This window comes from Ruegeria sp. HKCCD7255 (genome assembly GCF_013031565.1).
Lineage (GTDB): Bacteria > Pseudomonadota > Alphaproteobacteria > Rhodobacterales > Rhodobacteraceae > Ruegeria.
The window spans coordinates 738,810-753,038 of the sequence record NZ_WQAG01000001.1 but is presented as its reverse complement, the minus strand read 5'-3'; the positions used below and the strand labels follow the sequence as shown (position 1 = coordinate 753,038).

General features: G+C 56.9%; 10 protein-coding genes. 5 read left to right on the top strand and 5 right to left on the bottom strand.

Annotation, left to right across the window (positions count from 1 at the left end; translation table 11 throughout):
- Positions 1-49: 49 nt before the first annotated feature.
- Positions 50-1,876 carry a BCCT family transporter gene (locus GOX45_RS03605; protein ID WP_171098038.1) on the top strand — a complete coding sequence of 609 codons (1,827 nt, stop codon included), beginning with the start codon at positions 50-52 and terminating at the stop codon, positions 1,874-1,876.
- Positions 1,877-1,946: 70 nt separating this feature from the next.
- On the opposite strand, the gene GOX45_RS03600 is transcribed toward GOX45_RS03605, so the two are convergent.
- The 4 genes from GOX45_RS03600 to GOX45_RS03585 form a co-directional block, all read right to left on the bottom strand.
- Complete coding sequence (locus GOX45_RS03600) at positions 1,947-2,681, bottom strand: SDR family NAD(P)-dependent oxidoreductase (protein WP_171098036.1); 735 nt, start codon at positions 2,679-2,681, stop codon at positions 1,947-1,949.
- Complete coding sequence (locus tag GOX45_RS03595) at positions 2,678-3,409, bottom strand: SDR family NAD(P)-dependent oxidoreductase (RefSeq protein WP_171098033.1); 732 nt, start codon at positions 3,407-3,409, stop codon at positions 2,678-2,680. Before GOX45_RS03595 ends, GOX45_RS03600 begins: the two co-directional genes overlap by 4 nt.
- A gap of 69 nt (positions 3,410-3,478) precedes the next feature.
- Positions 3,479-5,032, bottom strand: coding sequence for a trimethylamine methyltransferase family protein (locus GOX45_RS03590; RefSeq protein WP_171098031.1), 1,554 nt, complete (start codon positions 5,030-5,032; stop codon positions 3,479-3,481).
- A gap of 131 nt (positions 5,033-5,163) precedes the next feature.
- Complete coding sequence (locus tag GOX45_RS03585) at positions 5,164-6,504, bottom strand: serine hydrolase (protein WP_171098029.1); 1,341 nt, start codon at positions 6,502-6,504, stop codon at positions 5,164-5,166.
- Between the two features lie 237 nt (positions 6,505-6,741).
- Between GOX45_RS03585 and GOX45_RS03580 the strand changes: the two genes are divergently transcribed.
- The 4 genes from GOX45_RS03580 (at position 6,742) to GOX45_RS03565 (ending at position 12,719) form a co-directional block, all read left to right on the top strand.
- The gene (locus GOX45_RS03580) at positions 6,742-8,256 is read left to right on the top strand and encodes a DUF4153 domain-containing protein (RefSeq protein ID WP_171098027.1); all 1,515 of its coding nucleotides are present in this window, start codon (positions 6,742-6,744) and stop codon (positions 8,254-8,256) included.
- Positions 8,257-8,269: 13 nt separating this feature from the next.
- Positions 8,270-8,962 (top strand): response regulator transcription factor, encoded by a 693-nt coding sequence (locus GOX45_RS03575; protein ID WP_171098026.1) that lies wholly within the window; start codon positions 8,270-8,272, stop codon positions 8,960-8,962.
- Positions 8,947-10,479, top strand: coding sequence for an ATP-binding protein (locus GOX45_RS03570; RefSeq protein ID WP_171098024.1), 1,533 nt, complete (start codon positions 8,947-8,949; stop codon positions 10,477-10,479). Before GOX45_RS03575 ends, GOX45_RS03570 begins: the two co-directional genes overlap by 16 nt.
- Positions 10,480-10,739: 260 nt before the next feature.
- Positions 10,740-12,719 (top strand): bifunctional 2',3'-cyclic-nucleotide 2'-phosphodiesterase/3'-nucleotidase, encoded by a 1,980-nt coding sequence (locus GOX45_RS03565; protein ID WP_171098022.1) that lies wholly within the window; start codon positions 10,740-10,742, stop codon positions 12,717-12,719.
- A 437-nt stretch (positions 12,720-13,156) separates the two neighbouring features.
- On the opposite strand, the gene GOX45_RS03560 is transcribed toward GOX45_RS03565, so the two are convergent.
- A complete protein-coding gene (locus tag GOX45_RS03560; RefSeq protein ID WP_171098020.1) occupies positions 13,157-14,182 on the bottom strand; it encodes an AraC family transcriptional regulator in 1,026 nt (341 codons plus the stop codon).
- Between the last annotated feature and the right edge of the window lie 47 nt (positions 14,183-14,229).

The window sequence follows — 14,229 nt, the reverse complement described above, 5'->3', positions numbered from 1 at the left end:
ATAACAACAGCCACGCAATGGCGATCCAATTCGACACGGGAGGAAACAAATGTCGATAAAGGAACCATTCACGGACCTTGAGATAGACACGGCTGATGCCGGGTTCTATGAAAACTACAGCGTCCCCATCGCACTGATCAGCAAAGGTATCATGGTTGCACTGGTGTTATGGGCCTTGGTCTTTCCGGCCAACGCCAACAGCACCTTGGGCAGTTGGAACAGTCGGTTGCTGGAAGTATTCAACAGCTTCTATGTCCTCATTGTCGGGCTGTTCTTTTTCTTTCTGGCAATTGTCGCCATCCTGCCCTCGACCGGTAGGCGGGTCATGGGGACCCCGGGCGAAAAGCCCGAGTTTTCGAACTTTTCGTGGTTTTCGATGATGTTCGGCGCAGGCCTGGGTGTGGGCCTGATGGTTTTTGCCACTGCCGAGCCACTGGGGCTCTGGGGATCAAATCCCGTGGTAGTGTCCGGCGCGGTCGAAGGCAATTCGCCCGAAGCGCTGCAATCGGCATACCGTTTCACCTATTTGCACTACGGTTTCCACGCTTGGGCGATCTACGTGGTGACCGGTCTGTCACTGGCCTATTACGCCTATACCCGTGACATGCCGCTGACCATTCGGTCGGCGCTGACGCCTCTGTTCGGGCGCCTGTTGAACGGGTTTTTGGGTCACGTGGTCGATGTGTTGGGCGTTGTTGCGACGATCCTGGGCGTCTCGGTCACCATCGGGTACGGCGTCAGCCAGTTCATCGACGGGCTTTATGCAATCACGGGCATGCAGTGGGTCATGGATCTGGGCGGAGAAGTTCCGACCCCATCCAAGGTCGGGCTGATCACCGGTCTGGTCGTCATCATGGGTCTGTCGATCATATCGGCTGTATCCGGCGTGGGACGTGGCGTGAAATACCTGTCGAACCTCAACCTTGTCCTGTCGATCATTCTGCTGGGCACATTTGTCATCTTCGGCTCGTTTGTCTTCGCCATGACCACCTATGGCACAGCAATGGTCGACTATATCCTGCACTTCCTGTCTCTCAGCTTTAATGCCTATGGCCCGCTCTCTGCCGAAGCCTTTGCCGCGGCGCTGCCCGCCGAAGCGCAGGGACACGCGGATGCCTTGATCGGTGGTGCAACCAACGCCTGGGGCAGCTTTGATGGCTTCAAAAGCGGGTTGGAAGGCGCAGCCGCAGAGCTGGATGAGGCCACCCTGGCCGCAGCCTATGCTGCAGGTGAGCAAGGCCGTCAGTTTGGCTGGCAAGCCGGTTGGACCACGTTCTACTGGGCCTGGTGGATCGCGTTCTCGCCCTTCGTAGGCCTGTTCCTGGCCCGCATCTCAAAGGGCCGTTCGGTCCGCGAGTTCATCCTGGGCTGCGTATTCGCTCCGGCTCTGGTGTGCTTTGCCTGGATGACCGTTCTGGGTGGTACCGCGATAGATCTGGAGCTGGCAGGCGCAGCCGAAGGTGCGATCATCGGCGCATCAAACACCAGCAAACTGTTCGTGACCCTGTCTTACATGATCGATGGCGGGCTTCTGTCGATGCTGAACGTGATGTGTGTGATCCTGATCATGACATTCCTGGTGACCTCGGCGGATTCAGGCATTCTGGTGATGAACACCATCATGTCGGGCGGCAGCCAGGAAACCGGTATCAAGCACCGCATCATTTGGGGGTTGATCCTAACCGCTGTGATCGGCGCACTGATCCTGGCGGCAGGAGACAACAACCCGATGGACGCCCTGCGCAACGCGATGATCATCGGCGCGCTGCCCTTCACAATGGTGATGGGCCTGATGTGCGTCTCACTGGCCAAAGCCCTTTACCGCGACGGCCTGCGCGACAAACACCAGGCAAGCAGCACGCAAGCCGCCGAATAAGCGGTTCGTCTTCTTCAATAGAAACAGACGCCGCCCCAAAAAGGGCGGCGTTTTTTGTTAATATGATCCTTTAGGGTAAGCTGAGCTTGGCCATCCGACCGCCGTCGACGGTATAGACCTGACCGGTGACAAATCCGGCATCAGGTGATGCGAGAAACGCCACCAATGCGGCGACTTCTTCAGGGATACCTGTGCGTGCGATTGGGTGCACTTTTGCAATATCCCGCCGGAACGCGTCCGGGTCTTCCATACTTTCAATGAAATCGAGATTGAGATCCGTATCGATCCAGCCAGGCGCCACAGCGTTGCACCGTATTCCTTCAGCCCCATGATCCACAGCGACCGCTCGGGTCAGCCCATGTAGCCCCGCCTTGGAAGCGCCATAGGCCGCATGTCCTGGATTACTGCCCAAACCTTCGATCGAACCGGTGTTGACGATGTTTCCTTTCGTTTTCCTCAGGAGTGGCAAGGCTGCTTTGATCACCAGAAAAGGAGCTGTCAGGTTCACCGCAAGGGTCCGGTTCCAGTCTTCAAGGCTCATGTCTTCTACACTCGCCTCCTGCATCATACCGGCATTGTTCACCAATACATCCAACCGCCCAGCCTGCGCAGTGACGACATCAATCAATTTTCTTGGGGTTTCGGGATCTGAGAAATCGGCCGGCACCCATTGGAACTCGGGATCCTCGCTGCGCTGCGCTGTTATCACCATCGCACCTTCGTCCTGTAGCCGGTGCGCTATGGCTTGCCCAATTCCGCTGCTACCACCAGTCACCAGCACCACTTTGCCTTCAAACCGTTTCATGAGACCGGCTTTCCCCCGTTGACCTCAACCAAAGCTCCGCAAACGTATCGCGATGCGTCCGAGACAAGAAACAGGACGACATCAGCGATGTCTTCCGGCTCTGCTACGCGACCCAGTGGTACGGTTTGCCCCAGTTCTGCTATGGCACACTCGGGATCAAAGCCGCGTTTGACAAAGCCGGACCGCAACATTGGCGTGTTAACCTCATTCGGGCATACCGCGTTTATGCGTACTCCTTGATGCGCATGGTCCATGCCCATGCACTGAGTCAATGACGCTATGGCCGCTTTGGTCATGCAATACACCGCGTGGTTAGGCCCAGGGCGCAGCCCCCAACAGGACGCTGTGTTTACAATCGTTCCGCCGCCAGAATCTACCATTAGTGGTATTGCCGCCCGGCAGATGCGAAACGGGGCCTCGACGTTGACACCCAAAGACAGGGCCCAATCGGCGTCGGATGTGTCTGTAACAGACCCACGTGTGATAACGCCTGCATTGTTGATCACAATATCCAATCCGCCTATCGCCTCTGCAGCAGCCAGAGGCAGAGCATCAGCGTAGCTCGGGTCTAACAAGTCACCGAGCAATTTCGCCTCGGCATCGATACTGTCCAAATTCCGATCCGCAACAGCGACGAGCGCCCCCGCGGCACGCAGCCTTTGAACAATTGCCCCTCCTATTCCACCGGCGGCACCAGTGACCAAGGCTTTCTTACCCATCAATTCCATAAGCATGCTCCGATACGTCAGAAAAGCGCCCACTTGGTTACCCAAGCGGGCCAGTCGGGGAAACATCCGTCAATAGGTCTGGTTCAGTTCCTCAGCGGCTGGAATCTCGCGCTCGCGGCGGGCGATATAGTCTAGCAGCTCTTCGTTTTTGGCCTCGTCAAGCTTGGGTTCTTCGTACTCCGCCAGCAGTTTAAGGGCGTGTTTCAAGGCACGCTCGGTGATTTCCACCTCGCCTTCTGCGGTCCATTGTTCAATCGAATTGTTGTCGAAGAGCTCGGGCATGAAAAACGCGGTCTGGAAATTATCCTGCGTGTGCGGATGACCAAGATAGTGGCCGCCCGGCCCCACATCTGGCACCGCGGACAGAGCCTGATCGAAATCACCCCATTTCGGACCCTCGGCCATGCGATAGGCCATGGCACATTGCTCTGCATCCACCACGAATTTCGCGACAGAACAATGCATCCCTGCCTCGTTCCAACCTGCCGAATGCCAGATGTAATGCGCCCCTGCGTGAATAACCGCCTGCAACGTGGTGGCAGATTCGTAGCCGGCCTGTGCGTCAAAGGTCTTTGCACCGCCCAGCGTGTTTGATGTGCGCCAGGGCACATCATAGAACCGCGCCATCTGCCCGATCATGAAATTCATCAGACTGATTTCAGGCGTTCCGGCCATGGGGGCACCGGATTTCATGGAAACCGTTGACAGGTAATGTCCCCAGATCGCCGGACAGCCCTTGCGCACCACTTGCGTATAGGCCAGCGCTGACAGGGCTTCGGCAGTCAATTGCGCCACGGTTGCGGGCACGGATGCGGGCGTGTTCGCGCCACCCAAGACAAAGGGAGAGCACAAGACCGGCTGGTTGCGGCGACAAAACGCGCGCATTGCGCCCAGCATGGTTTCATCCCAGACCAGCGGGCTGTTGCCATTGCAATTGCCGGTGGTCACCGGATGGCTGTCGATGAACTCATCGCCAAACAGGATGGCGCACATGTCCATCACATCTTCGGCGTTCTTGGGCGAGGTGGTCATCCCCATGAACATCTTGTCCGAATATTTCATCGACGAATAGGTGATCCGCAAATGCCGCTGGCTGATCGGATGATCATAAGGCTCGACAATATGGTGGGCCGAGCTGTGTAGTGCTGGCATCATGTGCGACAGCTTGTGGAACATCGCGAGATCTTCCAGCAGCGGGTTGCGCCGGACATCCTCCAGATCACGCAGGAACGGTGCCCCGGTCATGGGCACAAAAACCGCGTGCTTGCCGCCCAATCGGACGTTCTTTTTGGGATCGCGCGCGTGATAGGTGAACTGTGCCGGGATCGTCGAGATCAACGCGCGCACCAAGTCGCGGTCAAGAAAGACCAACTCATCCACAACCTTGGCACCCGCTTTCCGCCAATCTTCCAGGGCAATCGGGTCGCGAAACTGAACGCCAACGTTTTCAAGGATATCCATGGCCGCAGCGTCGATCCGTTCGACCTGACTTCCGTCCATCACCTCGCAATGGGGAATGGCATTGGTCAGGCCGGGCAGCATGTCGAACTTTGGCGCGGTGCGCAGCGCACGGCGGGCGGAACGCCCGCCCGAACGGGCGCGGGGCTGGGTCTGGACTGTCATTTGCGATCTCCACGGTTTCGATCACACTGCCCGACAGCACAGGACCGCTGCTTGACGATTCACGAATTTCCGTTGCAGGAAGCGACATTGGCGCAATTTGCCATGCTCACAGACCCCAAAAAGGCGTTGGGTCAGTCTGCGCTGTTGATGGCGGCGATCACCGCTTTGGCCAGCGGCAACGAAGAATATTCCGCTTCAGCGGGTGTCAGACCCAGGCGAACGATCGCCATATCATGCGAGGGGAACACGCCGATCGATTGACCGTCATGACCACGCAGCCAGATCGAGCCCGCAAGCGTCGGATCGGAACCGGTGTGCAGCCAGATATGACCTTTTCCATACCTGCCGTCTGAAGCAGCCACGGGTTCTGCCATCCAATCCGTAAAGCCCAAGGGCAGGATCTGCTGGTCATTCCAACCGCCCTTTTGCAACAGAAACTGAGCGAACCGCGCCCAATCCCGCGCGGTGGCGTACATGTAGCTTGAGCCGACGAAAACATCCTGAGCGTCGGTTTCCAGCACTACCGAACGCATGCCCAAAGGCTCGAACAAAGCTTCGCGGGCATAGGCTAGATCATCCTGACCCGCTGCGTCCTGCCAGACACGGGACAGCAAGGTTGAGGTACCCGAGGAATAGTAAAACTCCGTTCCGGTTGGTGCGTTCAGACTTCGCGCTGACGCAAATCTCGTCATGTCATCGCTTAGGTACAGCATCCGCGTCACGTCTGACACATCGCCATAATCCTCGTTCCACTGCAAACCATTGCTCATGGCCAACATGTCGGCAGCCGTAATGTCTTTGCGCGCGTCGGCGGCCCAATCCGGGTAGCTTTCGGTCAGGTTATCCGTCAGGGCCATTTGGCCCGATTGGATCAGCGTCCCGATCAAGGCTGCTGTTACGGTTTTTGTCATCGACCAGCCCAGCAAAGGCGTGTCGGCATCGAACCCCGCGCCATAGACCTCGCCAACGATACGACCGTCTTTGACCACAACAACGGTGCGCATGCCTTCGCCCAGCAAGTCCGGGTTGGACAGAACCGCCGCAAGCGCTGGATTGTCCGGCAGGCTTGCCGCATTGCCCTGAGGCCAAACTGCATCCGTTGGCAAAGGGTCGGCTTGCGGCAGGCTGGCATCGCTCAGCACCGCGGTATGGACATTGGTACACCCCAACCCCTCGCGGTGGTACGAGCGTGCCGGGGCTAGAAACCCAAACAGATGGGCTTGCACGCTTTGCGCTTGCGGGTCGACCTTGACCGAGACATAGCGCAACAAAGGGTGGCCAGGGGCTTGAACGTCGAGCGCCAGCACCTCTTGCGCGTCGCGCCCTGCGATGAACACATTCGAGCAAACGATTTTGGCCGAATAATTCGTGCCCACCTTCAGCAATGCAGGTGGCGCAATCCAGAGGTACCCGAATAGACCCAAACAGAGCAGACCCGCGATACCGGCAACGTATTTCAACACTTTTCCCATGAGAGGTCTTTGCAAACCCGTTGGTTTGCACCTTCAACCTGCTTGTTCCTGTCGGGATTGACCTAACCGCCAATTCCCTTATCGCGCCAGCCTTCCGTTGCGTAGCTGTCTGGATCCAGCCCGGACGCGCTGCACAAAACCTGCACGATTCTTTCTGCATTTCTGTGAACACAACTCGGCAAAGCTGCAATCAGACCCGTCACCCTGTCTGCAAATCAATAACGAAGGAGACAGGTCATGCAGCAAACACTGACGGTTCACGGCGTACCGGACCGAGTAAAGATGGACGCGTGGTGGTTGGACGGAGCTGATGGCCCCGATCAGCCACCACGCGACAAGGGCGCGCTTTTGGCGTCGCTTCATGCAAGACACGCCATTGTCCTACTGGCGATATTGGTCACTCTGGCAGATTGGTTGTTTTGGGAACAGCCCATCGGGGTTTCCATGGCCGTGTTTATGCTCACATTTTCTGCGGCGATTCTGGCGATGAAACCCAAACGGCCAAGTTCCGTGGAATGGGTTTTGGCTATGGGCTTTGCCATCCTGTGCAACCTGCCTCTGATCATAGAATTGCAATTCCTGTCAGTCCTATTCAGCTTAATCGGCGTGGTCTGCCTGGCGGTTTGGGCGGTGCGAGGCCAGGATCTTACGGGCTGGCGTGTCATTCGCGCAGCGGCACGACTATCGACCATCGGCGCAACCCTGTTGGCCCGTGCTGCAATCCGGTGGGCCTGCGCGGCCGAGGTAGGCTCTAGCGCCCGCAAGCAAGCGCCAACCCTGGTGTTGCCTCTAATGATGGGCACCGTATTTATCGTCCTTCTGACGCTCGCCAACCCGCTGCTTGAAGACTTTTTCGAACAGTTGGACCCGGGCATCCTGTTTGATCCCGTCTTTTGGCAGAGGCTTTTCTTTTGGAGCTTTGTGGCCTCGTTGATCTGGCCCTATCTGAACCTTGAAACTGCGCTGCCGAACCGGGCAGCGCGGGCGAAAATCCAACCCAAAGCGGGTCCGCATCGCATTTCTTACCTGATCAATCCCGGCTCGGTGCGCAATTCGCTTTTGCTGTTCAACCTTCTGTTTCTGTTTCAAACAGGTATGGATCTGATCATCCTCAGCGGGGGGCTAACCCTGCCTGATGGCATGACATATGCGTCATACGCCCATCGCGGCGCTTATCCTTTGGTTGCAACGGCCTTGCTGGCGGGCGGGTTTGTTTTGGTGACGCATAGAATGATCGCCGAAGATAGGATCATGCGGGGTTTGGTTTACCTCTGGCTGGCCCAGAACATGATACTCGTCGTGACAGCGGCCATTCGGTTGAACCTCTATGTCGAAACCTATGCTCTGACGCATCTGCGGGTGGCCGCCTTCATCTGGATGGCGCTTGTGCTGAGCGGTCTGGTGCTGACCGTCATCCAAATTCACCGTGGTCATGACACAGGCTGGCTGCTGCGCCGGAACTTTGTCGCACTGACCTGCACGCTTTATGCCTGCTGCTTTGTGAATTTTGCCGGACTGATCGCAAGCTACAACCTCAACCACACCAACAGCCTCGACCATCGCGACACCTATTATCTGTGCAACCTGGGCCCTAATTCATTTCCCGCGATCCACGCCTATGAGTCGGAACATGACGAACAAGTCTGCGGTGCCTATTGGACGGAACGGTTCACCCCAAAGCCCGTAGCGAACTGGCGTGAATGGGGGTTTCGGAATTGGCGCATCCGAGCCTATTATCAGCAGAATTCCTAAGGACCACCTGCCCATGCCCGCACGCATTCTAGTTGTCGACGATGATCCCGATATCCTCGAGGTGACCCGGTTTGCGGTCGAAAGGGCTGGGTTCGGAACAGCCTTCGCCAGCGACGGGCTGGCCGCGATCAGCGCGTATCAGACAGAAAAGCCGGATCTGATTGTTTTGGATATCGGGTTGCCCGAAAAAGACGGGCTCGAGGTCTGCCGCGAGATCCGCAAATCCTCGGACGTGCCGATCCTGTTTCTGACCGCCCGAGATGATGAGATCGACCGGATCATCGGGCTTGAGATCGGCGCGGATGACTACCTGACCAAACCGTTCTCCCCGCGCGAATTGGTGGCCCGGATCAAGGCCATTCTAAAGCGCAGCACGCCGGCACCTGCTCTGGACGAGCCCGTGCTGCGCCAGGGCGGGCTGGAATTACAGGCCGAGCGTCACCTGTGCCAATTCAACGGATCCGATATTCCGCTGACAGGTTCAGAGTTCCGCTTGCTAGCCACGCTGATGACGCGGCCCGACCATGTTTTGTCTCGGTCGGCGCTGATCGACGCGCTTTATGGGTACAACATACACGTCTCGGATCGGACCATCGACAGCCACATCCGCAACGTGCGGGCCAAACTGGCGCAGGCGGGGTGCGCTGACGCGATCGTTACGGTGCACGGGGTCGGCCTCAGGATGGGTCCATGCAAGCAGGGCTGACGCGCAAATGGCGGCCCAGATTGTGGGCCGTTGTCCTGACCGTTCTGGCCATCGTACTCTGCTTGCCCTTTGCAGGCCTGTTCCTGTTTCGCTTTTACGACAGCCAACTGGTGCAACAGACCGAGGAAAGCCTGCTGTCGCAAGCCTCGGTTCTGTCCGCAACCTATGCCGAGCTTTATGCCAATGCGGTAGGCGTTCCCCCGCCTGAACTGAAATCCACCTCAGCCGAATATGCGGTGTTTCCGTCAATCTCGATCAACCGTGAAACCGTTCTGCCCCCACGCCCTGATCCGCAAAAGGCGCAAGCGCCCCCCGGCGTGGCCTATGAGAAGATCGCCCCGCAACTGACCCGCATTGCCAACGCGGCGCAGGCCGAAACTCTGGCGGGATACCGGTTTCTGGACACATCTGGAACGGTCTTTGCCGGAACAGCTGAGATCGGGCAGGATCTGGGGCATGTCTACGAGGTGCGCCAAGCGCTGGAGGGCGAGGTCGTTTCCGTGGCCCGCACCCGCCTGCGCGGATACCGTGAACCGGTGCTTTACACGCTCAGCCGTGGTGCGCGGGTACGCGTCTTTGTGGCAATGCCAATCTTTGTGGATCAAAAGCTGATCGGAGCGGTTTACCTCAGCCGAACGCCCAACCACATCTTTCGTTTCCTGTATGGCGAACGCTTCAACCTGGCCAAAGCCGCCGCTTTTGTAGCGCTATCAACCGCGTTGATCGGCTATGTGTTCTGGCGCTTTATCACGCGTCCGTTGCAACAGTTGATCCTGCGGACGCGCTCGGCAGGTCAGACCGGGCAAAGCTGGGAACCGCCCGAGAAACTGGGCACACGCGAAATCGCCGATCTGGGGCAAAGCTTCCAAACGCTGACCCAACGATTGCAAGGCAAGCAAGACGCGCTGAAAACCTATACCGCCCATGTCACGCACGAGTTGAAATCCCCCCTGACGGCCCTAAAAGGTGCCACCGAGCTGTTGCGTGACGGGGATATCTCGGGCGACCAGAAACACAAGCTTTTGGATACGGTCGACAAAAGCAGCCAGCGGATCGAAGACCTGTTGGCCAATATGCGCGCCTTTAGCCTGGCGGACCAACAGGCCATGGCAGGCGTCAGTGACCTGGACAGCGTGTTGCCCCGCCTGAAACAAGCCTTCCCGGGGCTGGACATCCTGATCGAAAACGGCGCGCTGCCGCTGCCTGTACAGGCAGATACATTGTCAATCATGCTCACTCATCTGCTTGAAAACGCGATGCAACACACTGCGCAACGGGTTACCGTGGTGGCGCGGTCGGAAGGGTCTGAAACGATCATCGAGATTACTGATGACGGCTCTGGCATAAGCGCAGGGAACATCGATAAAATCATGGAGCCGTTTTTCACGACACGCCGTGACAGCGGGGGCACAGGCATGGGGTTGAACATCGTCAAAGCAACGACCGAAGCCTTGGGTGGAACATTGACCGTTCAGCCAAGCGTAACGGGTGCCTGTTTTCAGATAAGGCTTGGCTAGGTCAATACCGGGCCGTTTTCAGCGAAAAAGCGCTCTTTGACATCTAGGACTCGTCCAGGGAAATCTGGCCATATTGCCAAAGGCAGAAACCTGCTGCACGATCATTAAGCGCGCACCCGATATGCGGCACGTTTTCAGCCCAATGTCGCCGCCGAGCTTTGACCCGGATTCAATTCAGATATAGGGGCAAGTTTCGTCACACAGGCGTTGCAAAAAGCCTTCATTAAGGCACGTCGACCAATACTTTTGAAAGGTGAACCATGTCTCTTTCCAACCGCTCTTCACTCTCGCGCCGCCAGTTTTTGGTGGGCTCTACCGCTGGTGTTGCTGCGATAACTTTGCACCCGTTTTCGGCTGCTGCAGCAAATAACCAAGCGCATCTGCGGATCATGGAGACCACGGATATTCACGTCCATGTCTTCCCCTATGATTACTACGCCGACAAGCCCCGTGACACGGTCGGGCTGTCCCGCACAGCGTCCATCATCAACCAGATCCGTTCCGAGGCGACAAATTCTCTGCTGGTCGATAACGGTGACTTCCTTCAAGGCAATCCGATGGGCGACTACATCGCCTATGAGCGCGGCATGAAAGAGGGTGACAGCCACCCGATTATCACCGCCTTCAACACAGTCGGGTATGATGCGGCAACATTGGGCAATCACGAGTTCAACTACGGCCTCGACTTTCTGGACAAAGCTTTGGCCGGAGCCGAATTCCCGGTTGTTCTGGCAAACATCGCAAAGGAAAAGGGCGCAGACCCGCGCGGTGACAAGACACTTGTGAAACCTTATGCGGTTCTCGACCGCGAAATCGAAATGGGGGACGGAACCAAGCACCCCATCAAGATCGGTGTCATCGGCTTTACACCGCCCCAAGTTATGAACTGGGACCGCAAGCACCTGGAACGCAATGTCGAAGCCCGCGATATCGTGGAAACGGCCAAAGCCTATGTCCCCGAAATGAAGGAACAAGGCTGTGACCTGATCATTGCGCTGTCGCATTCAGGGATCGGTGAAGCCGATCATTCCGAGGGTATGGAAAACGCCTCGGTTGTTCTTGCGGGTGTCGACGGGATCGATGCGCTGGTCACCGGCCACAATCACCTGGTCTTCCCCTCGCCAACATTCGCAGATCGCCCCGGCATCGACGTGGAAAAAGGCACTCTGATGGGCAAACCCGCCGTGATGGGCGGGTTCTGGGGCTCGCATCTTGGCTTGCTGGACCTGCTGCTGGAACGCGACGGAAATGAATGGCGCGTGGTCACCACCACATCCGAGGCGCGCCCGATTTCCAAGCGTAACGAGGATCGATCAATCACCGCGCTGGTCGAGGATCAGCAGGAGGTGCTGGATTCGGTCGCAAAAGACCATGAGGAAACTCTGGCCTATGTCCGTCGCGCCGTCGGCAAAACAGCAGCCCCTCTGCATAGCTATTTCGCTCTTGTCGCCGATGACCCATCCGTACAGATCGTTTCGATCGCCCAGAAATGGTATGTCGAAGAGATGCTCAAAGGAACTGAGCACGAAGGTCTGCCCATCCTGTCTGCAGCCGCACCGTTCAAAGCCGGTGGCCGCGGCGGGCCCGAATACTACACCGACGTCCCGGTTGGGGATGTTGCCATCAAGAACGTGGCCGACCTCTACCTCTACCCCAACACTGTGCGAGCGGTCCGCGTGAACGGTGCCCAGGTCCGGGGTTGGCTGGAACGTTCGGCTGGCATGTTCAATCAGGTCGATGCAGGTTCGAAAGACGCAATTCTGCTGAACCCCGAGTTCCCGTCATACAATTTTGACGTGATGGACGGGGTGACCTATCAGATCGACCTGTCCCAGCCGTCGCGCTTTGGCCCCAAAGGCGAAGAAGTGAACCCCGATGCGGCGCGGATCGTGGATCTGGCGTTCAATGGCCAGCCCATCACTGATGACATGGAGTTCATTATCGCCACCAACAACTATCGTGCGTCAGGCGGTGGATCCTTCCCCGGAGCCATGGGTGATACGGTGGTATTCGAAGCACCCGATACCAACCGCGATGTTCTCGTGCGCTATATCGTTGAAAAGGGAACAATTGACCCCAAAGCCGACGCTAACTGGTCTTTTGCACCCCTCGAAGACACAACGGTCCTGTTCGAGACCGGCCCGAAAGCGCGCGATTACATGAATGATGTAAACGGTGTCACCATCGAAGATGCTGGCGAAGGCGCCGACGGCTTTGCTGCGTTCCGCATCAAGCTTTGATGCGGAACTTTTACTCGCCACCTGGGAACGGGTGGCGAGTACCCATTTTGGCTTGCATAAACGGATGTGCCAATCCAACGCGCTATCGGTGTGCGCAGGCATAGCGCTACGCCAACAACACTGACAACATTCAGCAATAATCGATTTTGTCGCCATAGTATTGCGCACGGATTGCAGTATTTACTGACAGCTTTGACCTGTTCCAGAATCTCGTTCAATTGCTGGCAGTTACGGTGCAAATCCCTCAACAATAGTCGTTATTCCTCAATCAAAACTGCACTTTGATTAGCCCAACGAAACCCCTGCCGGAAGGTCGCGGCTTGCTGAAAAAAGACGAGGAACCAATTCACCGAACTTCGTGCCGAGCATCGAAAACCCTTTTTAGTACCGTCTTGTTCTGAGTACAGAAACCTCGATCAGCATTGGCACCGAAATGGTCAGGCCCGCCCTGTCGTGAAATTCCTATAAGCCGATGGCGACATTCCAGTCCATTTGCGGAAGGCCCTCGAAAACGCGGTAGGGTCTGCGTAGCCAAGTCGCAGTGCGGTCTCACCAACGGATTTCCCTCCCGGACCCAACAGCTTCTTTGCCTCTTCCAATTTGATGCCAGATATGACCTGAGAGGCGGATTGCCCGTAAGGGGCCAGTCGATTGTTCAATGTCTCACGGTGGAACCCGCATAGGCGCGCCAATTCGTCTACACCAAATCCCGGCTCGCCAAGATGAATCCGGATCAGGCTCTGAAGCCCGGTTAAGAAATCTTGCGGTGCGTGCAGATCAGGGTCGGTGTTTGTCAGGTCTGACGGGTTTTCCAGTGCGTCCGGGTGCAACTGGCGGCTAAGCCAGATTGAAGGAAACCGGATCGAAAAACCCTGTGGGCTGCATTTGATGGCTTGGACACCATGAAAGTGCCTGGGCAGCACGTCAGGTTCGCTTACCCGTAAAATGATCTGGCTTGGGTCCCACCTGAAATCCATAACCCGGTGCAATAACGATATCCAAATGCTTGCCAGAAATGCGTCGGTCTGCCCTGGCGAAACCGAAATCTTGAATTTCCGCTTGGCGCTGAAATAAGCGTGCTCGTTTTCCACAAGCAGCGATTGCGTGACCGCATTGGATTCTTTCGAGACAGCTTGAGTGTAGCGCGTGAAGAAGTCTCCCAGCGTCAATGCTGCGGCCAAAGTGTCACCAAGAGGCAGGAACCGGACAAGGTCAATTGATTGACCGACTTGCGCGCAGAAGTCTGGTGAAGTTGAGTCAGCGACGGCTTGATGGATTTTATAGATCGTCTCGTGTGGCAGGAAATTCTGGCGATCCATCACTTGGGACTCGCTCACGCCCAATGGGTTCAGAACGGTATCCGGTTCTACACCGGCGCCACGCAAAGCGGCGACCACAGGCGCAGCAACCGATGCCCTGACCAGCGGCAAGGCCTTCTTGGTATTTTGCTCAAATACGTCCATGTCGCCCTCAGATATCATGGATTTCACGACAGAAAGACAGCAAACAC

What these genes read in the sequence shown, in the direction of transcription:
- GOX45_RS03595 (WP_171098033.1), bottom strand. Translation starts at nt 3,409, where the DNA reads ATGGAATTGATGGGTAAGAAAGCCTTGGTCACTGGTGCCGCCGGTGGA.
- GOX45_RS03590 (WP_171098031.1), bottom strand. Translation starts at nt 5,032, where the DNA reads ATGACAGTCCAGACCCAGCCCCGCGCCCGTTCGGGCGGGCGTTCCGCC.
- GOX45_RS03600 (WP_171098036.1), bottom strand. Translation starts at nt 2,681, where the DNA reads ATGAAACGGTTTGAAGGCAAAGTGGTGCTGGTGACTGGTGGTAGCAGC.
- GOX45_RS03580 (WP_171098027.1), top strand. Translation starts at nt 6,742, where the DNA reads ATGCAGCAAACACTGACGGTTCACGGCGTACCGGACCGAGTAAAGATG.
- GOX45_RS03575 (WP_171098026.1), top strand. Translation starts at nt 8,270, where the DNA reads ATGCCCGCACGCATTCTAGTTGTCGACGATGATCCCGATATCCTCGAG.
- GOX45_RS03605 (WP_171098038.1), top strand. Translation starts at nt 50, where the DNA reads ATGTCGATAAAGGAACCATTCACGGACCTTGAGATAGACACGGCTGAT.
- GOX45_RS03560 (WP_171098020.1), bottom strand. Translation starts at nt 14,182, where the DNA reads ATGGACGTATTTGAGCAAAATACCAAGAAGGCCTTGCCGCTGGTCAGG.
- GOX45_RS03565 (WP_171098022.1), top strand. Translation starts at nt 10,740, where the DNA reads ATGTCTCTTTCCAACCGCTCTTCACTCTCGCGCCGCCAGTTTTTGGTG.
- GOX45_RS03585 (WP_171098029.1), bottom strand. Translation starts at nt 6,504, where the DNA reads ATGGGAAAAGTGTTGAAATACGTTGCCGGTATCGCGGGTCTGCTCTGT.
- GOX45_RS03570 (WP_171098024.1), top strand. Translation starts at nt 8,947, where the DNA reads ATGCAAGCAGGGCTGACGCGCAAATGGCGGCCCAGATTGTGGGCCGTT.